The sequence below is a fragment of the Rothia similimucilaginosa genome (assembly GCF_029850985.2).
Lineage (GTDB): Bacteria > Actinomycetota > Actinomycetes > Actinomycetales > Micrococcaceae > Rothia.
Map to the genome: position 1 here is coordinate 1,092,065 of NZ_CM138149.1, position 21,919 is coordinate 1,113,983.

At 60.4% G+C, this 21,919-nt stretch carries 18 protein-coding genes; 16 read left to right on the forward strand and 2 right to left on the reverse strand.

Translation table 11 applies throughout. From position 1 onward, the window contains the following. Window positions 1–106: 106 nt before the first annotated feature. The 16 genes from mshC (at window position 107) to QFX07_RS04670 (ending at window position 20,145) form a co-directional block, all read left to right on the forward strand. Window positions 107–1,414 (forward strand): cysteine--1-D-myo-inosityl 2-amino-2-deoxy-alpha-D-glucopyranoside ligase, encoded by a 1,308-nt coding sequence (gene mshC / locus QFX07_RS04595; protein ID WP_279754932.1) that lies wholly within the window; start codon window positions 107–109, stop codon window positions 1,412–1,414. Between the two features lies 1 nt (window position 1,415). After that, window positions 1,416–1,538, forward strand: a complete 123-nt coding sequence (locus QFX07_RS04600; protein WP_279754931.1) for a hypothetical protein — start codon at window positions 1,416–1,418, stop codon at window positions 1,536–1,538. 280 nt (window positions 1,539–1,818) lie between these two features. Beyond that, entirely contained in the window at window positions 1,819–2,886 is a 1,068-nt protein-coding gene (locus QFX07_RS04605; protein WP_279754930.1) for a tRNA (adenine-N1)-methyltransferase, read from the forward strand. A 133-nt stretch (window positions 2,887–3,019) separates the two neighbouring features. Continuing rightward, window positions 3,020–4,846 carry a proteasome ATPase gene (arc, locus tag QFX07_RS04610; RefSeq protein WP_279754929.1) on the forward strand — a complete coding sequence of 609 codons (1,827 nt, stop codon included), beginning with the start codon at window positions 3,020–3,022 and terminating at the stop codon, window positions 4,844–4,846. A 113-nt stretch (window positions 4,847–4,959) separates the two neighbouring features. Continuing rightward, the gene (dop, locus tag QFX07_RS04615) at window positions 4,960–6,771 is read left to right on the forward strand and encodes a depupylase/deamidase Dop (protein ID WP_279754928.1); all 1,812 of its coding nucleotides are present in this window, start codon (window positions 4,960–4,962) and stop codon (window positions 6,769–6,771) included. A 187-nt stretch (window positions 6,772–6,958) separates the two neighbouring features. Next, the gene (locus QFX07_RS04620) at window positions 6,959–7,159 is read left to right on the forward strand and encodes a ubiquitin-like protein Pup (RefSeq protein WP_279754927.1); all 201 of its coding nucleotides are present in this window, start codon (window positions 6,959–6,961) and stop codon (window positions 7,157–7,159) included. 29 nt (window positions 7,160–7,188) lie between these two features. Continuing rightward, a complete protein-coding gene (pafA, locus tag QFX07_RS04625; protein WP_279754926.1) occupies window positions 7,189–8,661 on the forward strand; it encodes a Pup--protein ligase in 1,473 nt (490 codons plus the stop codon). 205 nt (window positions 8,662–8,866) lie between these two features. After that, a complete protein-coding gene (locus tag QFX07_RS04630; RefSeq protein ID WP_279754925.1) occupies window positions 8,867–9,922 on the forward strand; it encodes an FKBP-type peptidyl-prolyl cis-trans isomerase in 1,056 nt (351 codons plus the stop codon). Window positions 9,923–10,036: 114 nt separating this feature from the next. Next, window positions 10,037–10,432 carry an FKBP-type peptidyl-prolyl cis-trans isomerase gene (locus QFX07_RS04635; RefSeq protein WP_279739918.1) on the forward strand — a complete coding sequence of 132 codons (396 nt, stop codon included), beginning with the start codon at window positions 10,037–10,039 and terminating at the stop codon, window positions 10,430–10,432. 228 nt (window positions 10,433–10,660) lie between these two features. Next, a complete protein-coding gene (locus QFX07_RS04640; RefSeq protein WP_279754924.1) occupies window positions 10,661–12,946 on the forward strand; it encodes a helix-turn-helix transcriptional regulator in 2,286 nt (761 codons plus the stop codon). Window positions 12,947–13,025: 79 nt separating this feature from the next. Further along, window positions 13,026–13,364 carry a hypothetical protein gene (locus QFX07_RS04645; protein WP_044142748.1) on the forward strand — a complete coding sequence of 113 codons (339 nt, stop codon included), beginning with the start codon at window positions 13,026–13,028 and terminating at the stop codon, window positions 13,362–13,364. 15 nt (window positions 13,365–13,379) lie between these two features. Beyond that, window positions 13,380–13,616: a Sec-independent protein translocase subunit TatA gene (gene tatA, locus QFX07_RS04650; protein ID WP_070686784.1), complete on the forward strand. Its 237-nt coding sequence runs from the start codon at window positions 13,380–13,382 to the stop codon at window positions 13,614–13,616. A gap of 131 nt (window positions 13,617–13,747) precedes the next feature. After that, window positions 13,748–14,629 (forward strand): twin-arginine translocase subunit TatC, encoded by an 882-nt coding sequence (tatC, locus tag QFX07_RS04655; protein ID WP_279754923.1) that lies wholly within the window; start codon window positions 13,748–13,750, stop codon window positions 14,627–14,629. Between the two features lie 203 nt (window positions 14,630–14,832). Continuing rightward, window positions 14,833–17,871, forward strand: a complete 3,039-nt coding sequence (locus tag QFX07_RS04660) for a DEAD/DEAH box helicase (protein WP_279754922.1) — start codon at window positions 14,833–14,835, stop codon at window positions 17,869–17,871. Between the two features lie 229 nt (window positions 17,872–18,100). Further along, window positions 18,101–19,279 (forward strand): amidohydrolase, encoded by a 1,179-nt coding sequence (locus QFX07_RS04665; RefSeq protein WP_279754921.1) that lies wholly within the window; start codon window positions 18,101–18,103, stop codon window positions 19,277–19,279. A gap of 131 nt (window positions 19,280–19,410) precedes the next feature. Further along, window positions 19,411–20,145 (forward strand): polyprenol monophosphomannose synthase, encoded by a 735-nt coding sequence (locus QFX07_RS04670; protein WP_279739897.1) that lies wholly within the window; start codon window positions 19,411–19,413, stop codon window positions 20,143–20,145. Between the two features lie 210 nt (window positions 20,146–20,355). Here the strand turns inward: QFX07_RS04670 and QFX07_RS04675 are convergent, their stop codons facing one another. After that, window positions 20,356–20,694 (reverse strand): RNA polymerase-binding protein RbpA, encoded by a 339-nt coding sequence (locus QFX07_RS04675; protein ID WP_279739894.1) that lies wholly within the window; start codon window positions 20,692–20,694, stop codon window positions 20,356–20,358. Window positions 20,695–20,882: 188 nt separating this feature from the next. Further along, on the reverse strand, window positions 20,883–21,878 hold the full coding sequence (locus QFX07_RS04680; protein ID WP_279754920.1) for an SPFH domain-containing protein: 996 nt from the start codon (window positions 21,876–21,878) through the stop codon (window positions 20,883–20,885). Window positions 21,879–21,919: the final 41 nt, after the last annotated feature.

The following is a 21,919-nucleotide window of genomic DNA, read 5'->3' on the forward strand; positions in this document are numbered from 1 at the left end:
CGGGTATTCTTATTGGAGTAGATTTTTTGGCACCCGAATGCCCTGAGGCTGGGCGGCGGGTGTGGCGCGTCCACCGGTTGTGGGCGTTTTTACGGAAAGGAAACCGATGCGAGCTTGGGATGCCCCCGCCTCTGTGACTCTGCCCGGTCAGGCTGCGCTGCCGCGTATTTTTGATACTTCTGCCGGTGAGATTATTCAGGTTCAGGAGGACAAGGCGGCGAGCCTGTACGTTTGCGGTATCACCCCATACGACGCGACGCATATGGGTCACGCCTCCACCTATGTTGCTTTTGACCTGCTGCACCGCGCCTGGCTGGATGCGGGCGTGCCGGTGACGTACGTGCAGAACGTGACTGATGTGGACGACCCGCTGCTTGAGCGTGCGACTGCCACGAACGTTGATTGGCGTGAACTGGCTGAGGATCAGACGGAGCTGTTCCGCACCGATATGAAGGCGCTGAACGTGATTCCGCCGGCGCACTATGTGGGTGTGGTGGAGTCCATTGAGTGGCTGTTCCCGCTGATTGAGGATTTGCTACGCTGCGGCCTGGCGTACCGCGTGCCCGGTTTCACGGATGAGCAGGGTGTGGTGCATCCTGACGGTGACGTGTACCTGGACTTGAAGGCTGTGCGTGAGCTGCCCGCGAACGCTGAGGGCTACTCGTGGGCACCGGGGGAGGTTAGCCACCTGAGCCGTGATGAGATGCTGGAGATTTTTGCTGAGCGCGGCGGCGACCCGAACCGTGCCGGTAAGCGTGACGCACTGGATCCGCTGCTGTGGCGTGTTGAGCGTGAGGGCGAGCCAAGCTGGGATGCCGGCGAGCTGCGCGCGGGCCGCCCCGGCTGGCACATCGAGTGCACGATGATTGCCCGCCGTTTTGTGGATGGTTCGCTGACCGTTCAGGCTGGCGGTAACGACCTGACGTTCCCACACCACGATTTGGGTGCGGGCCATTCGTGGGCTGTGTCTGCGCGCCCGCACGCTAAGCATTACGCGCACACCGGCATGGTCGGTTTGGACGGCCAAAAGATGAGCAAGTCCCGCGGCAACCTGGTGCTGGTTTCGCGTCTGCGCGCAGCAGGTGAGAATGCGAACGCGGTGCGTCTGGCGATTATGGGTCAGCATTACCGTTCGGATTGGTTCTGGACTGATGAGCTGTTGGAGCACGCGAAGGCTCGCCTGGACACCTACCGTCATGCGGTGTCGGTGGCTGAGGGCCGTGAGGGCGCGAGCGATGAGGCGGCGGTTGAGTTGCTGGTCGCTGTGCGTGAGACACTTGGTGAGGACCTGAACGCTCCGGCGGCGTTGGCTGCTGTGGATGCGTGGGCTGTGAAGGCTCTGGCGGACACCACCGTCGGCGGTGGCGCGCTGGTACGTGACATCCTGGCGGCACGCCTGGGTGTGGTCCTCTAAGATGACTTCGTCGGTCATGGAGGAGCTGTACGCTCTTCGCCCGTACAACCGTGAGACGGTCGATGCGCTCGCCGCAGAGATGTTAGCTGAGGTGCGCGCGTACGAGGCGCAGGAGGAAGCGTAGGGCTTCTGAAAAATATTTTTGAAGAGCAGGAGCGGCGCTACGGTGTGAAAGCCGTGGTGCTGCTCCTGCGCTTTTCTGCGCCTTCCATGCGATACGTCTGCTTTTACCGCACCACCAGCTGACCGCACAAGAAACCAGCCGCCCAGTTATCACGCCCGCGGGTAATACTCCAGAGCCGATATGCAGACTCCGCTAAAATAGAAAAGGACTTTTTCCGTACCCTAGTTCGCCGCAAAGCGCGAACAGCACAGACTGACCCAAACCCGAGGAGAACCACCCCGTGAGCAGCGGCACCCACACCCCCACCGGCGCAATCAACCGCCGCGGCCCCTTCCGCCCCGGCGAGCGCGTCCAAATCACTGACGAACGCGGCCGCATCACCACCATCACCCTCGCCGAAGGCGGCGAATACCACTCCCACAAGGGCTTCCTCAAGCACGACGACCTCATCGGCGCACCCGAAGGCACCGTCATCGCCAACACTCACGGCATCCTCTACCAGGCGCTGCGCCCCCTCTACAAGGACTTCGTGCTCTCCATGCCGCGCGGCGCAGCCGTCGTCTACCCCAAGGACGCCGCGCAGATCATCGTCAAGGCAGACATCTTCCCCGGCGCACGCGTCGTCGAGGCAGGCGTCGGCTCCGGCGCACTGTCTATCGCCCTGCTGCGTGCAGTCGGCGACTACGGTTGCGTGCACTCCTTCGAACGTCGTGAAGAGTTCGCGGACGTCGCCCGCGGCAACATTGAGACCATGTTCGGTGGACCGCACCCGGCGTGGAAGCTGAGCATCGGCGACCTGCAGGACACCCTGCCGCAGGTTGAAGAGCCCGGCAGCGTCGACCGCGTCGTACTCGACATGCTCGCACCCTGGGAGTGCCTGGACGCTGTGGCGGAGGCGCTCGCACCCGGCGGTGTGCTCATCTGCTACGTTGCGACCGTAACCCAGATGTCCCGCCTGGTTGAGGGCATGCGCCTGGACGGCCGCTTCACCGAACCCGAATGTGACGAAACCATTGTTCGCGGCTGGCACGTGGAGGGCCTGGCAGTCCGCCCCGACCACCGCATGGTTGCACACACCGCATTCCTGGTTGTGGCTCGTCGCCTCGCTGACGGTGCGGTGCGCCTGGCGCCGAAGCGTCGCGCGTCCAAGACTGACTTCTCTGAAGAGGATATGAACGCGTGGATTCCCATGAACGTGGGTGAGCGTGAGGTGACCGATAAGAAGATTCGCCGCGCAGCCCGCGATGCGAAGAACCTTGCCGCTCACGCCGCACGCGCGAACGAGATTGCGCTGGAACAGAACGGCTTGGAGACTGAGCAGAACGAAGCATCTGAGTCTGCCGAATAATTGATGAATCATTAACCTGCGGGGGCACGGGCGTTACCTGGAGCCCCCGCAGTGCACTCACCGGGCTACTCGCTGCGCACAACCACCCGCGCCGAGTAGCCACCGATTAGGACGAACAGCTAAAGGAGCTACCGTGTCCACCCACGAATCTGCAGATCAGGCAGGAACCCCCCAGTACGGCACCGCCCACAGTGCAGCCAGCGCGGCACCGCACTACTCGGCTGCTTTCGGGTCGACCTCCCTGCCCGGCAGTCAGCCCGTCAGCGCGCAGGAGTATGACGCCGTGCTGCGTCGACTCTCCGCGGCGGAGGCAACCCGCGACAATATGAGCCGACAGATTCGTGGTGCGGGGGAGAAGAACCGCAAGCTCGTTGAGGCAATCACCAGCATGCGCTACCAGGTGGAGCGTCTGCGCGCCTCCCTATCGCAGAACGTTATGCCGCCGCTGAATTCGGCGATTGTGCTGGCGGTGCATGAGGGTCAGACCATGACCTACGAGCAGGTCGCTGACGATAAAACTCCCGCCGAGATTGACACCTACCTGGATGTTCAGGTGAGCGGCCGTATGATGCGTATTCCCGTATCCCCGCTCATTGACCTGTCCATGCTGACCCCCGGCATGACCGTGCTGCTCAACGACAAGACGGAAGCGGTGCTCGCCCTGGACACCGAACCCTTCGGTGACGTGGTGACCGTGCGCGAGGTGCTGGATGAGCAGCGCGTGCTGGTTGATACGTCCTCGGGTGCTCAGCAGGTGGCGCGTGTGGCTGGTTCCCTCGACATTGAGCAGCTGCGTACCGGTGACGCGGTCACCCTCGACACGCGCACCCGTATGCTGACCTCGCAGGTTCCCGCCTCCCGCTCGCAGGAGCTGGTGCTGGAAGAGATTCCTGACGTCACCTACGAGCAGATTGGTGGCCTGGGCGCGCAGATTGAGCAGATTCGCGACGCGGTGGAGCTGCCGTACCTGCACCCCGAGATTTTTGAGCGCTACCACCTGGCACCGCCCAAGGGCATTCTGCTGTACGGTCCTCCCGGTAACGGTAAGACCATGATTGCTAAGGCTGTGGCGAACTCCCTGGCGGCTCGTGCGGCTGCGCTGAACCCGGGTTCGGCTACTCGCGGCTACTTCTTGAACATTAAGGGCCCCGAGCTGCTCGATAAGTTCGTCGGTGAGACCGAGCGTCAGATCCGCGATATTTTCGTTGCCGCCCGTGAGAAGGCGGAGGCAGGCCACCCGGTCGTCGTGTTCTTTGACGAGATGGAGTCGCTGTTCCGTATGCGCGGTTCGGGTCGTTCCTCCGATATTGAGACGACCATCGTACCGCAGCTGCTTGCCGAAATTGACGGCGTGGAGTCGCTGCAGAACGTCATCGTCATTGGTGCAACCAACCGTGAAGATTTGATTGATGCCGCGGTGATGCGCCCGGGTCGACTCGACCTGAAAATCCGCATTAACCGCCCGGATGCCGCCGGTGCGGCAGAGATTTTCGGCCTGTACCTGACCGAAGACCTGCCCCTGGACGCTGCGGAGGTGGCAGCCGCCGGTTCGACCTGCGCCGCCCTGACCGCGATGATTGCGGCGGCGGCAGGTCAGCTGTACGCACGCACCCCCTCCACGGCGTACGCTGTGGCGACCGTGGATTCTTCCATGGTCGTTGGTTCTGGTGCGAGCGCGAACCTGTCCACTCACACGCTGTACCGCGGCGATTTCACCTCGGGTGCGGTGATTCGCAATATTGTGGACCGCGCGAAGAAGGCGGCGATTAAGGAGCAGTTGCAGGCGCTGACTGCCGGCGCTAACGCAGCGGGTGTGGGTATTGGCACCCGCCACCTGCTGGAGGCGGTACGCGCCGAGTTTGAGGATCAGGTGGACTTACCGCCACTGCCCGATATTGAGGATGCACTCACCGTTGCCGGTGTGCGTGGCCGTCTGGTGTCGGTGGAGCCGCCGCGCTAAACCGCGTCTCCGGCACCATGAGCCGGGAGGCGCTCAACGTGCTTATCCCGCATCAACCTCAATGACCGCAGGTCCAGCCCTTTAGATGGTATAGAACTTTTCAGGAGAACCCCATGAACTCCACCCCCAGCTACGGCGTGCACCGCATTATGGGTGCCGAAACCGAGTACGGCGTCATCGCCCCCTCCGCCCCGGGCACCAACCCGACCGTGCTGTCCGCACTGGTGGTCAACACTTACGCTAAGTTGGCGTTCCGCCGCGGCGCCGCTTTCCGTGAGGAGCTGCAGCGCCGCGCCCTGGCGGATGAGCTGACCGCCGAGCAGGCCCGCCAGGCAGAGAACTACTCGACCGCCACCCCCGAGGGTCAGTGGCTGGGTGAGTCGGAGTCGCCGCTGCGTGATGCTTTCGGTCAGGTTCAGGACGCCTCCACCGCCCACTCAAGCCAGATGACGCACACCCGCACCGAGCTGACCAGCGAAGATATTGCCCTGGAGATTATGCGTGAGGCGGGCGTTCAGGCACCGGGTGAGCCCGCCGAGCCGCGTAGCGCCCTGGATGCGCTCGCCGGCGTGCACGGCCGCGGTGGTTTCCCGGAGCGTCTGGACTGGGACCGCGTGACCATGAACGCGATTCTACCCAATGGTGCGCGCCTGTATGTGGATCATGCGCATCCGGAGTATTCCTCGCCGGAGGTTCTAACCCCCGCCGATGCAGTGCTCTATGACGCTGCCGGTGACGCGCTGGCGTATGAGTCGTTGGTGGAGCTGGGTAACCACGCGCAGGATTTGCCGCAGGTGAAGCTGTACAAGAACAACACCGACTCGAAGGGCCAGTCGTACGGCGCCCATGAAAACTACCTGATTAGCCGTGATGTTCCGTTCGAGCAGGTTGCGGATGCGCTCCTGCCGTTCTTTGCGACCCGCGCGATTTTTACGGGTGCGGGCCGTGTGGGTATTGGTACGCACGGTGAGGTTCCGGGTTTTCAGATGAGTTCGCGTGCTGATTTCTTTGAGCGCACGATTGGTCTGGAAACCACGATTCGCCGCCCGATTGTGAATACGCGCGATGAACCGCATGCGGATGAGTCGAAGTACCGCCGCCTGCACGTGATTCCGGCGGACGCAAACATGTCGCACTATTCGAACCTGTTGAAGTTTGGTACGGCGGCGCTGGTGATGAACCTGATTGAGTCGCACGGTGAGCAGACTCCGGTGCTGCCGGGTGTGCGCCTGTCTGATCCGGTGGCGGCGATGCACGCGGTCAGCCACGACCTGTCACTATCGGTTCAGCTGCCGTTGGCGCCGTCTTCGGCGGCCCTGCCAAATCCGGTGTCCACGAGTGGTTCTGCAAGTGCCCTGCAGATTCAGCGCGCCTACTATGAGGCCTCCCGTGCGCACGAGGAGTCGAACCCGGCGGGTGTGGATGCTGCGACCGCGCAGATTCTCGATCTGTGGGGCGAAGTGCTGGACGCCCTGGAAACTAACCCGCTCTCGCTGGCGGATCGTCTGGATTGGGTGGCGAAGTATGCGCTGGTGCGCGGCTATGTCGCTCAGGGCGTAGATTATGCGAATCCGAAGTTGAAGGCTTTGGATTTGCAGTACGCTGATATTGACCCGTCGAAGAGTCTGTATCACCGTCTGGTGGCCCGTGGCCGTATACGTACGCTGTTCTCTGCGGAGCAGATCGAGCATGCGACCACTGAGCCGCCGCGTGAGACGCGGGCGTTTTTGCGTGGTACTTTGATGGCGCGTTGGCCGGAGGAGATTCTGGGTATTAACTGGGATACGGTGTCTTGCCGTGGCAGGTATTCGAAGGATCTTACCCGTTTTACGATGATGGAACCGACCCGGTACGGTGCCGCCGCGGTGGAACCGCTGCTGGATGAGGTAAACCATTCGGATGAGCTGCTGAACCGCCTGCGCTAGTAGCATCCCCTAAACCCACATGAACTCATATTCTTCCCCGGGGCGAATCCCCCATTTGGAAGAGTAAAAACCACATAACCCACAGGTAGGGTGCATGAAGGTTCGGGTACTACAACCCTTACACCCCGCACCCGACACCACTAAAAACTTATTTGTCCACAACCGAAAACCCCTTGAGGAGAGAACCATGAGCCGCGAACGCATCAGCGCACAGCAGACCGAAACCACCGCAGCCGAGCAGGAGCAGGAGCAGGAACTGACCCTCGCCGCCTCCCACGTTGTCTCTGACGTGAGCGAGGTCGACGACCTGCTCGACGAAATTGACGGCCTGCTCGCTGAGAATGCTGAAGACTTCGTCACCGGCTTCGTCCAGAAGGGTGGCGAGTAACCGGCGCACCTGCACGCCGGGTCAGCATCATGGAACACCGTATTTTCGGCATTGAAAGCGAATTCGGGCTCAGCTACGTCCCGCATGGGCTCGGTCGGCTGAGCATCGAAGAATCCGCCGTTGCCCTTTTCAAGCCCGTCCTGGATCAGTGGCGCTCAACGAACGTTTTCCTACCCAACGGCGGTAGGCTCTACCTTGACGTGGGTTCGCACCCCGAGTACGCCTCCGCCGAATGCGGTAGCATTGACGAGCTACTCGCGCAGGAACGCGCCGGTGAGCTGCTTTTCGCTGATCTGGCGCGTACCGCCCGCAAGCGTCTGCTCGCAGGTTCGGAGGGCCGTCCCCTTGACGGTGAACTGTACCTGTTCAAGAACAACGTGGATTCGGCGGGCAACTCCTACGGCAGCCATGAGAACTACCTGATTAGCCGCAAACTGCAGTTCAACGACCTGATTAAGCAGCTCGTGCCCTTCCTGGTGACCCGCCAGATTCTGGTCGGTGCCGGTAAGACCCACCCGAACGGCGGCCCGGTGCCCGGTTCGACCGACCCGGCGTCCAGCACGGGTGTGCCCTCGTACTCGTTCTCGCAGCGTGCCGACCATATTTGGGAGGCGGCATCCACCTCCACCTCGCGCGCTCGCCCGCTCATTAACACGCGCGACGAGCCGCACGCGGACGCTTCGAAGTTCCGCCGCATGCACGTCATTAATGGTGACTCGAATATGGCGGAGCCGACGACCCTGCTGAAGATTGCCAGCACCGACCTGGTGCTGCGCATGCTGGAGGATCGCTTCCCGGTGACGAGCCTGGATATTGTGTCTGTTCCGGCGGCTCTGCGAGCTATCAGCCACGATCTGACCGGCACCGCGACCTTCGAAACCACCGACGGTAAGTACTACACGGCGTTGAGCGTTCAGCGTCACTACTTGGACGCCGCCCGTCAGTATGTGGAACAGTACGGCGTGCACCACCACCATACGGAATACGCCCTGGACCTGTGGCAGCGCACCCTGGATGCTATCGAGTCCGGCGACTACAGCAGCATTGATACTGAGATTGACTGGGCGATTAAGAAGAAGCTTCTGGATGCGTACATTGCCCGTGCCCGCGCGGCCGGTCAGCCTGCCGATTATGCGAGTGCCCGCATCCGTCAGCTGGACTTGGCGTACCACGACATTGACCCGGAGCGTAGTGTCTTCCATGCGATGGTTCGTCGCGGTGCGGTCAAGCGCATCCTGCCCGAGGGCGTTGCGGAGGCGGCTAAGACTCAGCCGCCGAACACTCGCGCGACCCAGCGTTCGCGTTTCATTAACGCGGCGGTTGCGGCGGGGGAGCAGTTCACCGTGGATTGGGTGCATCTGAAGCTCAACGCCTACCCGCAGCACACGCTGGTGTGTAAGGACCCGTTCGCTACCGGCAGCGAGGAGCTGGAGGAGGTGCTGAGCCTGCTGGCGTCTAAGGAGCGTCAGCATCAGGAGGCGGCATTCCCGCCGCCCTGCTAAACAGCGCCGCTAAAGCCCCGGGCTCGCCACACCACGGCACGGTGTGTTCCCGCCCAAAGTTCCCAGCGCACCCCGCGCCGCGACACAGCCTGAACACAGCTACGTGCCGTAGCATAAAACAGCTAAACCTATACCTGTAAACTGTTCTGTGGCACACGGGCACTCATACGCCCCACTCTCACAGAAAACCCCAGAGGATAACACTATGACCAAACGCTCTAAGCTCACTATTTTCGGTGCCAGCACGGCAGCTCTCGCGCTCGCACTGTCTGCATGTGGCGCACAGTCTAATAATGGCGACCTGTCCAAGGTGCAGTACACCCTGAAGAATGCGACCGCTGAGCCTGAAGCGTCCTTCGCAACTCCCTTCGCCGCTTCTAGCCCCTCCGCGTACGTGATTGAGGAAGGTAACGGCGACTCCATCAACGATGGTGACTACGTGCTTGTTGAGGCTGCCGTATTCAACGGCACCGACGGCAAGCTCAACGGTTCCACTTACTCCAGCGAGCCGATTCTGCTACCGGTTAACGATCAGCTGAAGAAGGCTGCACCGCAGGTGTACGAAACCCTCAAGAAGATTAAGGTTGGCGGTTCCTTCTCGTACACCACCAACGTTCTGCAGCAGCGTAGCACCGCGGGCGTGACCACTACGACCGCTTCGCCCGGTACCGCAACTAACGTTGAGGTGTACACCGTGAAGACGAAGCTGCCCAAGTACGCAACCGGTAAGGCTGTTGAGGCTGACCCGTCGCTGCCGTCCTTCACGCTGGACGAGTCCACCGGCAAGGCTGACATCAAGCTGCCTGACACCAAGCAGGAATACACTGAGCTCGTCTCCAAGAACCTCATTGAGGGCGAGGGCGCTGAAGTCAAGGAAACCGATACCGTCTACGTGCGCTACATTGGCGTGAAGTACTCTGACGGTAAGGTCTTTGACAGCAACTACGACGCTGCCACCCCGACGGGCATCTCCCTGCAGGGTGTTATCAAGGGCTGGACCCAGGGCCTGAAGGGCAAGAAGGTCGGTTCCCGCGTTGAGCTGATTATCCCGGCGGATCTGGCGTACGGTAACGACGCCGGCGGCTCCAAGCCTTCGGGCACCCTCGTGTTCGTGGTTGATATTCTGGGAGCGGAGGAGAACCCGCAGACCTTGCAGCGTGCTCAGGCAGCTTCTAGCGCGGCTGCTGCGCAGGCGAGCGCCTCGGCAACCGCTTCTGCGACCGCAACCCCGGCAGCTACCGCTTCGGCTACCGCGCAGTAGCCCGGTACCCACGTTTTACGTCACATTTTTATACCGCGCTCGCCGCTTATATGGCTTAGGCGGCGGGCGCACCCACTATTTCGATGTATTTCGAACCAATCAAAGGAGACACCCATGTCTTTCGGTCAGCGTAACCTCGACCGCGAAAAGCCTGAAATCGATTTCCCCGAGGGCGACGCGCCCACCGAGCTGGTCATCACCGACCTGATCGAGGGTGCAGGCGCTGAGGTTGTTGCCGGCTCCCGCGTGCTCACCCACTACGTTGGTGTGGCATTCTCCACCGGTGAAGAGTTTGACGCGTCCTGGAACCGCGGCGAGCCGCTGCCGTTCCAGGTGGGCGTTGGCCAGGTTATCCGTGGCTGGGATGAGGGTCTGCTCGGCATGAAGGTCGGCGGCCGTCGTCGCCTGGAGATTCCCGCCGACATGGCGTACGGTGACCGCGGCGCAGGTTCGGTCATTAAACCCGGTGAGTCCCTGATTTTCGTGGTGGACCTGCTGGACGTCCGCTAAGGACTAGCCAGGTTCTCGCATAAGAGACATCTAGCCCGGTGCTTTCTCCCGATTGTGGGAGGGGCACCGGGCTTTTGCCTGCCCGACTTTATGTACCGGGTTTTGTGTACCGTGGTTTTGGGCGTCGGGCTATCAGCGCATCCGCGAGATTTTATACCCGCGTGTTTCTGCCTCAGCCACCCCATACGCTACGTAAGTGCTGCGGAACACACAGGTTATGATGGAATCATGTCCACCGCAGCTCAGCTTTACATGACTCTTCACCGCCTCGCCACCGCCGCCGAGACACCCGACACCGCGACCCGAACCCAGGGCATCAGCCGCAACGAGCTACTGACCCTGCTCGGTATTAGCACACGCGCTAACGGCTCCCTCAACGAGGCCCAGGAACGCGCCTTTGAACGAGCCAAGCAGACCCTGCGTGATGCCGGCGCGCACATCACCCACGTGACCACGGATCTGGGGGAGCGCTACCGCCTCGAACCCAGCAACGCCGCAAAGCTGCCCGCCTGGAACCCCACTGCTGAGGAGTTCCGCCTCATCAACACCATCCTGCGCGGCTGGGAAGGCACCGAGCTACAAGATGATGCCTACCGCATCCTGCGTAAGATTGCGCTCACCAGCAAGAACCTCACTGACGAGGCACTCGCCGCAGCGAAGATCCAGGACCCGAAGACCGGCAAGCGTCAGCGCGCGAAGAACCTGCACACCTACCGTGAGCCCCTTCAGCGCATTTACTTTAGCGATAACCCCCACCTAAATGAACTGTTTACCGCCTACGCGGAGCGTAAGACGGTCACGTTCACCTATCAGACGGCTGCCGGTGCAACCCGTATGCAGGAGAAGGTCAGTGTTGCCGGTATTGGTTACCGTTACGGCACCTGGTACTTCGTCGGGTACTATACCGAGAGTGCGGAACGTAAGGAGTACACATTCCGTGCTAGCCGTATTCAGAAGCTCACGATGCTCTCGCGTATCGATTCGATCCCCATCAACACGACGTTCAACGCTAAGAACTGGCTAGAAGACATCAGGGGATACGAAGAGTACCTGTCCGTCGTGGAGGTCAGCGCCGATTCCACACTTTCGGAGCCTTTCACCGTGCCCTCGTACGGCACGATTGATAGCGCTGTGGCGGCAACCAGCTACAGCTGTGTAATTGAGCCGCCCGCTGAATCAGACTCTGCTGATTCGAGCTCCGATGCTGCCTCTACCCGCCAGCGTGACAGCTACGCCGCCCAGCAGCAGCTCTTGCGCACCCTCACCGACCTGCACAGCGGCGCAGTTGAAGACCCCGGCACCTGGACAGATATTAACCCGCGCAACCGTAACAACTCTCTCGACGACCTTGTGGATCTGCTCCTGGGTTTGCACCACGCTGACCGTTGGGCAAGCACCCATGATGAGGCACCCATGCCGTTGAACCAGCTCAACACCCTCTACAGCGTAGACACCGATAAAAATCGTGCCCTCGGCAAAACTATTGCCGAGATTTTCGCGCAGGTAGACACATCTCCTTTCAACACTGTGCCCTTCGATTCTGACCCCAAGAACCCGGACGCGCTCAAACCCACATACATTAACCTGCTACCGGACTTTGGCAGCGCCACCCCGAACACGCTACTGAACTACGCGCGCCTCACCGACACCGAGCTCGCCATTCTGGCCTTTACTCTCTCTACCGCAGATATTCTGCACCCGGCTGATGGGCGCCTGGGCAGTATCCGGGCAGCGCTCGCCACCGCGTACCCGAACGCACCCGTCTATGCGCAGCACCTGTACTTTGCCCCGGAGGAGCCTCTGCTGCAGGAGGCGACTGCCGCTCTGAGTAGCGGCAACGCCGTGACCATTGGGTACGGTACCTCTGAGCGTGCCGCGGATCGTCTGGTGGACCCGTATGCGTTGGTGTTGCACCGCGACCACATGTATCTGCATGCGTGGTGCCGTACCGCTGAGGAACGCTACTATACCGCGCGCGGTGAAGAGGTCCCTGAGTATGCACCTGAGGCTTTTGCTAACGCAGCCACCGGGGAGGTTGCAGGCAACGAGGCGGGGGAGAAGCCCCCTACTTTCTGGCGTAACTTCCGCCTCACCCGTATCAACCATATTCACGAGGCGGGTGAGGGTCGTACCCACCCGGTCACCGGTGACACTGTCCCTCATTGGCACGCACAACAGCACAACACTCAGAGCAACCCCTTTGCTGAGTTGCGTATTCACCCGACCGAACATATCCCCAACGGCGAACCGCTCGGCACTCTCACCGCAACGTACATGCGCCGAAGCACCCACCACGTGAAGAAGGCTTCACGCACCCAATACGTGCGCATCCACTACTACAACAACGCCCACGGCGCTGGCGATAAGAACATCCTCGACACCGTCATCGCGCACCGAGGTGCCCTCGAACTCATCGGTCCGGCGCACCTGCGCGCGGCGTTGCTTGACCAGTTGCAAACACTTAAGGCGAGCAGCCGCAGCGGTGTGCCCGCAAGTGCGCCCACAGAAAAATAGCACTTCACCCACAAGCAAAAACGTCCCAAAACCCATCTAAGGCGCCAAAACATTAACCTAAAACTTGTATAATGGGCTCATGTCTTGGTGGTTCTGGATTTTGCTATGGGGCGCGCTCATCATCTGCTCGCTCCTCTATTTGGCATGGTTCACCTACAAAGCACTCACTCGCGGTTTCACGCTCCTTGACGAAACCGTAACCTGGGTCGAGTCAATCGAGGGACAATTCGACGCAGCGCAAGCGAACGCAAGCCGAAAACTCCCGCGAGACACCACCCTCGGGGTATTCACGCCCATCACCGAGGCATACAATAACTACGAACAAGGTAAGCAGACACGCAGGTCTGAGCGGATCAAGCGACGGGTCTCCCGACGAGATCGACTCGGCCAACCTCAAAACATCGGAGACCTGCTCTAACCAGAAAGGCACACCATGGGCCAGATTTTCAGCCACCCCGCGACCATCATCGTCGTTATCCTCCTTATCGTCCTGCTCTTCGGCGCACCCAAGCTGCCCGGCATGGCACGCAGCCTCGGCCAGTCCATGCGCATCTTCAAGACCGAAGTTGAGGGCCTGAAGAACGACTCCAAGAAGGACCCCCGCGAGAAGGACGGCGAAGAGGTCGTCACCGCTGAGGTAGTAGACAACGGCAAGACCGAAACTAAGTAACGGTCTCGCCCCCGACGCACCAAACCCGTGCCAGCCCACCGGCCGGCACGGGTTTTGCGGCACCACCCCATAAAACCCCACCAGCCCCCTCAGCCGAATCACACACGGCACCGATACCCAGAGGACACCACGTGGCAACACCCGACCAGGACGTGCGCAACCGCAAACTCAACCCTGAAGCGCGCATGGAACTCAAGGAACACCTACGCGAATTCCGCGACCGCCTCATCAAAGCGGCTATCGCAACCATCATCGCAGCCATCATCGGTACGGTCTTCCTCTACCAGCCTTTCATTGAAATGATCTCTGCGCCCCTGCAGCAGATCAATTCAGAAACCGGCCGCAACGCAAACCTGAACTACGGTAGCGTCGCATCTCCTTTCGACCAGCTGCTTAAGGTCGGTATGTACATTGGCCTGGTCATCGCTTCTCCCGTCTGGCTCTACCAGGCACTGCGATTCCTGCTGCCGGCACTGCACACCAAGGAAAAGAAGTACCTCTTCGGCTTCCTCACCGCATCTATTTTCGCGTTTGCCTGCGGTGTCGCCATCTCCTACTTCACCCTCCCCGGTGTAGTCTACGCACTGCTGAAGTTCACCCCCGTCAACGAAAGTAACTACATTGACGCGGGCGTGTACATCTCCTTCATCCTGAAGTTTGTTGTGACGTTCTCCTGCGCCTTCATCATCCCGGTGATTTTAGTTGGCGTTAACATGCTCGGCCTCATCCGAGGCAAGACCATTCTGAAGTCCTGGCGTTGGGTCGTCGTCCTCGTCGCAGTGATTGCAGCACTGACCGCACCCGGTAGCGACATCATGATGATGTTCGTACTCATGGCGCCGCTGCTGATTTTCTTCTTCGCAGCAATCGGCATCTGCATGATCAACGACAAGCGCCGCGACCGCAAGCTTGTCAAGCTGGCTCAGGGTACGGATGAAGCAAGCCTGAACACCGCAACCAGCAGTGAAGACCTAGCTAAGATGGGTTACTTTGAGGAAGAGAAGACTTCCTAACTAAATAGAGTTTGCTTTGAGCAACGTCGCTGCAACGGGCGGGATACAGAGAACCTGTATCCCGCCCCTTTTCGCATGTTCCACAAAACCGCATCCCTCTCGCACGCCACCGATACGCTCGCTGTTCGCCCATACCGGATTAGTACCCGTGCAGGATGCTTTCTGGAGACTCGCGGCAGGCGAACCGTTACACTGGACATACTATGAGCAAGCACCACGCACAGCACACATCCGACGCACACACTTCTAACGCACAGACTCCGGCGCAGCACATCGACTACGCTGCCGCCTACACCGCATCCCGAGAGCGCGCCGCCTACGCAAAGACTGCCCTCGGCGCTTTTGAGGCGTCCCTAGATTTTCCGCTGGATGATTTTCAGCGTCAGGCGTGTGCCGCCGTGGAGGCGGACCGCTCCGTCCTCGTTGCCGCACCCACCGGTGCCGGTAAGACCATTGTGGGTGAATTCGGCATATACCTGGCGCTACGCCGCGGCATGAAAGCGTTCTATACGACCCCCATTAAGGCGCTGAGCAACCAGAAGTACCACGACTTTGTGCGCGCGTACGGTGAAGATTACGTGGGTCTGCTGACCGGCGATACGAGCATCAACACGGAAGCACCCGTGGTCGTGATGACCACCGAGGTCCTGCGCAACATGCTCTACGCCAACTCGACCACACTAACCGGCCTAGGCTACGTGGTGATGGATGAGGTGCACTACCTCGCGGACCGTTTCCGCGGCGCAGTATGGGAAGAGGCAATTATTCACCTTCCCGAGCATGTAAACGTTATCTCTCTATCGGCGACGGTGTCGAACGTTGAGGAGTTCGGCGCGTGGCTGGATACGGTACGCGGCGGCACGGACATTATTGTTTCTGAGCACCGTCCGGTGCCCCTGTGGCAGCACATGATGGTCGGTCACCGTGTGGTGGACCTGTTCGTACCCGAAGACAACTCCGCACAGGGCAAGACCCAGGAGCCGGAGGAGAAGCTCTCACGCAAGCAGGCGAAGAAGGCACAGAAAGCTAAGCAGCGCGGAACAACCGTAGAGTCGGGCACCAACCCCCTGCTGGCCGGTCTGCGCCTAAACCCGCAGCTGAAAGCGCTACGCCCCGGCTTCCGTTCCGCACCGGGCCGTGGACGTTACGGCGGCAAGCGTGAACGTTTCCGTCACCGTCGTGAGGGCTGGCTGAATGAGACATTCAGCAGCGGCGCAAACCGTCGCGATGGCTTCAATAATAATCATTTCAGTAACGACCGGGACTTTGATGCGCGCGGTGAGCAGAAGCCCCTGCGCCCGCAGCGCATTACCCGCCCCGAGATGGTGCGCGCCCTCGACAAGCAGGGACTGCTACCGGCCATTTGCTTTATCTTCTCCCGTGCCGGTTGCGACGGCGCAGTCAGCCACTGCGTATCCGCCGATATTACACTGACCACCCCTGAACAGCAGCAGACCATCCGCGCCTACATCGCGGAAGCAACATCCCACCTAGACACCCGCGACCTGAACACCCTCGGCTACTACGAGTGGCGTGACGGCCTCATTCGCGGTATCGCCGCACACCACGCCGGCTTACTGCCACTTTTCAAGGAGGTTGTAGAAACCCTCTTCGCACAAGGCCTCATCAAGCTGGTCTTCGCCACCGAAACCCTCGCACTGGGCATCAACATGCCCGCCCGCACCGTCATCCTGGAAAAGCTCACCAAATACAACGGCGAATCCCACGTAGACATCACCCCCGGTGAATACACCCAACTAACCGGACGCGCAGGCCGCCGCGGCATCGACATCGAAGGCCACGCCGTCGTCATGTGGCGCCCCGGCATGTCCCCGGAACACGTGGCAACCCTTGCCTCAACACGCACCTACCCGCTGAACTCCTCATTCCGCCCCACCTACAATATGGCGGCAAACCTCATCGCCTCCTACGGCGCCGAACGCACCCGCAAAATCCTGGAATCCTCCTTCGCACAGTTCCAGGCAGACAAATCGGTCGTGGGCGTCGCCTCCCGCGTACGCAAAAACGAAAACGCCCTCGAAGGCTACCGCGAAGCAATGGCATGCCACCTGGGCGACTTCACCGAATACGTCCAGCTCAGCCGCCACATCGCCGAACTGGAAAAGAAGGCATCCAAGAGCAACGAACGCCACGCACGCGCGCAGGCACACCACAGCATCCAGCAGCTATTGCCGGGCGACATCATCTACATTCCACATGGCCGCTCCCGCGGCTACGCAGTCGTCATCACCCGCTCCGATTCGCACGCCGACCCGCGCATCGGCATCGTTACCGAGGACGCGCACCAGCGCACCGCCTCAACCCGCGACTTCGAAGGCGCCATCGAACCGGTCTCACGCATCAAAATCCCCAAGCGCCTGAGCCTCAAAACCGCCAAGGAACGCCGTGATACCGCAAGCCGCATGCGCCAGGCACTCTACGACGGCCGCGCCCCTCGAGCGCTCGCGCAGCAGAACATCCCGACTCGTCAGAACAGCGTTGACGCACAACTGGAGGCTCTGCAGGCTCAGCTGCGTAACCACCCGTGCCACGGCTGCTCCGACCGCGCGAACCACATGCGTTGGGCTGAGCGCTGGCAGAAGCTCAACTCTGAAACGGAAGGGTTGCGCCGTCAGATTGCCCGCCGCACCAACACGATCGCGCAGGTCTTCAACCGCATTGCGCGCCTGCTGGAAAGCTACGGCTACGTCGAGCGCACCGCGGATAACGAATTATCGCTAACTACCGGCGGCCAGGCTCTGCGCCGCATCTACGGCGAGCGCGACCTGCTGACCGCTCTGTGCCTAGACGCGCACTTCCTCGATGGACTGGAACCCGCCGCCATCGCGGCAACCGTTGCCGCACTGACCTACCAGGGTAAGCGCGACGCGGTGGAATACCTGGCTCACTACCCGCACCCGTCCCTGCGCGCACCCATTGCGACGATTACGCAGCGCCTCGCCGACCTGAACGCAGCTGAGGAACAGTTCAAGGTCACCCCGACCCCGACATGCGACTTCGGTCTGGTCGAACCCATGTACGCCTGGGCGAACGGCGCGCACCTCGCAAAGGCAATCGAGGACACCGGCCTTGCCGCCGGCGACTTCGTGCGCTGGGCAAAGCAGGTACTGGACGCACTGGACCAGATCGCGCACATCCGCTCACTGGACCCGGTGATTCGCGCCCGCTGTGAAGAGGCGATTGAGGCGGTCCGCCGCGGTGTGGTCGCCCTGGACGTCTAACCCGCACCTCAGTGCTACACCGTACCCAACCGGTTCGGGCTACCACCCCCGCCACTGTGCATTGTTCTGCATCATCTAAGTTCCCCCTCATCTAAGGACGAACGAACTACCGTAGGTAGCGGGGGTGCTTCTATACTCAAATGAGATGCTCAGCTGAGCTACGCGGGCACAACTGAAGTACCCGCCCTCGTGTGCGCTTTCGGCGCGCCTCAACGGTGAAAGGATTCTAATGTCTACCCGTATTTTTGTAGATGGTAGCGTGTACAGCCCGGTCGACCCGTACGCAACCGCAATGCTAGTCGAAGACGGATTCGTCCGCTGGGTTGGTTCCGATTCAGGCGCACGTTCAATTGCTGACGAGTCAGCTACCATCACCGAACTTGACGGCGCCTTACTAACCCCCGCCTTCGCGCGCGCACTGGCACCGGTCACAGGCAAGGAAGCACCCGAAATCCTCGACTACCTGCAGGCATACCGCGCAGCCGGCTACCACACGCACACCCTACTCGCCGGCATGGAGGACGTCCCCGACCTCGTCTCCGCTCTCAGCTACTACAGCGCCGAACACGGCACACCCGACATCCGCTTCATCCTCAACGCCACCGGCATTGAGACCGACGAACTAATCAGTGCCATCAAGGCACTACGCCCCCTCACCGAAGGCGAACGCGCCGTCAAGGGCCTGCAGCTGGTCGGCATCTTTGTCGCACCCACCGAGGCCCCCGCAGCAGCGCAGGTAGCCGAAGACGCCGCACTCCTGCTCTCTATAGATGCATCCACCGGCTTCACCACCGCAGCCGATGCCGCACTCACCGTACGCAAAAACCACCCCTGGCTGTCCATACGCCTCGACGCAGCAATCAGCACCCCGCAAGACCCCGTCACCGACGAATACCTCACCAAACTGGCAGAAGCACGCATCAACCTCGGTCTGAGCGTCTGCAAACCCGAAGAAGATGAAGCAGCCAGCGACACCGTCCAGGCACTCCTCGCACACGCTGGGGGAGAGGCGCGTGAGTCGGTAGCCTCCGTAGCACGCCGCGCAAACGCAGTTGGCACCTCCATTGCGCTCGGCTCTGACACTCAGCTCTACGCACCCGGCACCTGGTCCCTCATCCGCGAACTCGTCAACGACGAACATGGCATCTCCGCCCGCAGCGCTTTCGCCGCCCTCACCCGCGGCGTATACCGCCTCGCACACGAAGAAAACCCCTTCACCGGCCAGCTAACCCCCGACACCCCCGCATACGTAGCACAGTGGCGCGTCGAAGCCCTCATGGTCCAGGCGCCCGACTCCCGCGTAGCATCGTGGAGTACTGACCCTCGCGCTCGCATTCCGCTGCTTCCGGTGCTGGATGAGCATGTGGAACTGCCCGTCCTGGAATCTATTTACACTGAAGGTAAATAATTTTTAGCTTGTCAACACTTTTTAGGCGGTTTAGAGCAGTAGAGGCCCCCAATGGTTCAGTTGCTCAAATGTTTACCCGGTATAATGGATACCTAAACTGCCTGTTTTATATGCACCTGTGAGGGAGTAATATGCGCGTTCTAACTGTCATCCCAACGTATAACGAGAAGGAGAACCTGCCCATCGTGGTAGAGCGTCTTCGCAAGGCAGCACCCGAGGTGGATATTCTCGTGGTGGATGATAACAGCCCCGATGGTACCGGTCAGATTGCTGATGAGCTATCAGCTAAGGATTCCCAGATTCACGTTCTGCACCGCACCGTTAAGGACGGTCTGGGTGGCGCATACCTCGCTGGCTTCGATTGGGGCCTTGAAGCAGGCTACGACGTTCTGATTGAGATGGACGCTGACTGCTCGCACCAGCCTGAGCAGCTTCCTTCTCTGGTTCGTGCTGTGGAGGCAGGCGCTGACCTGGCTATTGGTTCGCGTTACGTTCCCGGCGGCAAGACCAAGAACTGGCCGGCTCACCGCCAGATTCTCTCTCGCGGCGCTAACCTGTACACCCGCCTGATTCTGGGTACCTCCATTAAGGACATCACCGCTGGTTTCCGTGCGTACCGTCGTGAGGCCCTGCAGCGTCTGAACCTTGAGGGTATCGACTCGAAGGGCTACGTATTCCAGGTTGATCTGGCGTGGCGTTCTGAGCAGGCTGGCCTGAACATTGTTGAGGTTCCGATTACTTTTGTTGAGCGTGAGATTGGCGCTTCGAAGATGGACGGCAACATTATCTTTGACTCTATGTCTAAGGTGACTCGCTGGGGCATGGCTAACCGCGTTCAGAAGCTGAAGAAGGCCCTGGGCAAGTAAGCCGGTAGCTTTTTGCGCAGATGCTTCTCGCGCCTAAGCTTTAAACGAAAGATAGAGGCGGATACGTAACTATCCGCCTCTATCTTTTTACGCTTTGTGTAGCGCTCTTTCCTGGCTCATGTACCGACGGAGTCAGCACCAAAACGGGGTGGAAGCCCACTAAAGTGCGAGTTGCTCTTAGCGGGCTTCTACAGCATGTCTACGGTGCTTTTAGAGCGCGTAGTGCTTGCGGTAGTATTCCAAGCGGCCTTCCAGAGTCTTTTCCAGCTCTTCGATGCTACGACGTTCCATGAGCATATCCCAGTGGGTACGTGCGGGCTTCCCCTCTTCGGCGTCTGCGGTGGAGTCGCCGTTGACGAGGTAGGCTTCCTTACCGGACTTTGCTGTCCATACCGAGGGGATTTCTGCTTCTGCCGCGAAGGTCACGAAAACGCGGTCACCGTCTGCGGTACGGTATTCGACGCGCTGGCGGGGCGCGGGCTGTACGTTCGATTCGGTTTCCATCGACTGGGAACCCAGGCGCATACCGCGCAGGCTACGATCGCTCATTTTTCCTCCAGTGTCGTCGGGTGCGCTCTTTGGCGCTTTAGGCGTAACGTTGGGCGGGGAGAGCTATTCCCTCGAACGTTTACAAAACATCTATTATATCGGTAATAGTCTCCACCCGCCCAGCGTGGTGGTGTTTATTCGGCGTGATTTTTGGTAATTCACGCCTTTTTATGCGTTAGATTTCGCGTTTAGCTGTTGATGCCGTAGCTTCCGGATGCCTGCGGTGCGCTCTTGGGTGCCGCCGCTGCAGGCTTCTTCGGTGCGCCTGCCAGGTCGGATGCGGGCAGGGTGCCGAATGCGTTGCCCAGACCGCGCAGTGCATCGCCGAGTTCGGTCGGGATGAACCAGAGCTTGTTGGCGTCACCTTCGGCGAGCTTGGGCAGGGTCTGCAGGTACTGGTAGGTGAGCAACTGCTGGCTGGGGTTGGATTCGTGGATTGCCGCGAAGACCTTCTGCACGGCTTCTGCTTCACCGTTTGCCCGCAGGATTGCGGACTGTGCGTCCCCTTCTGCACGAAGGATCTGTGCCTGTTTTTCACCCTCTGCACGCAGGATGGCTGCGCGGGATTCGCCCTCTGCGGTCAGAATGTCGGACTGCTTCTGGCCTTCTGCGGTGAGGATTGCGGCGCGGCGGTCACGCTCTGCACGCATCTGCTTCTCCATGGAGTCCTGAATGGATGCCGGGGGCTGGATTTCCTTGATATCCACGCGGGAGACGCGCAGGCCCCAGCGTCCGGTGGTCGAGTCGAGTACCCCTCGCAGCTCCGCGTTGATCTGGTCGCGGGAGATGAGGGTCTGCTCCAGGTTCAGGCCACCGACGACATTACGCAGAGTTGCGCTGGTCAGTTCATCCACGGCGCGAATGTAGTTGGTAATTTCGTAGGTCGCCGAGCGGGGGTCGGTGACCTGGAAGTACACGACGGTGTCGATACCAACCACGAGGTTATCTTCGGTGATCACAGACTGCGAGGGGAAGGAAACGACCTGTTCACGCAGGTCAATCAGGGGCAGCACACGGTCAATCACGGGGATGACGATGTGCAGGCCGGGGTTGAGAACGGCGTGGAACTTACCCAGTCGTTCGACGATGCCGGCTCGTCCCTGCGGGATAACGCGCACGGTCTTTGCGAGCATTGTCAGTACAAAGAGAATGAGTAGGACTGTCAAAATAAGGCTGATAGGCATTGTTTCTCCTTATGGGTGAGTTATATGGTGTGTTTTTGTAT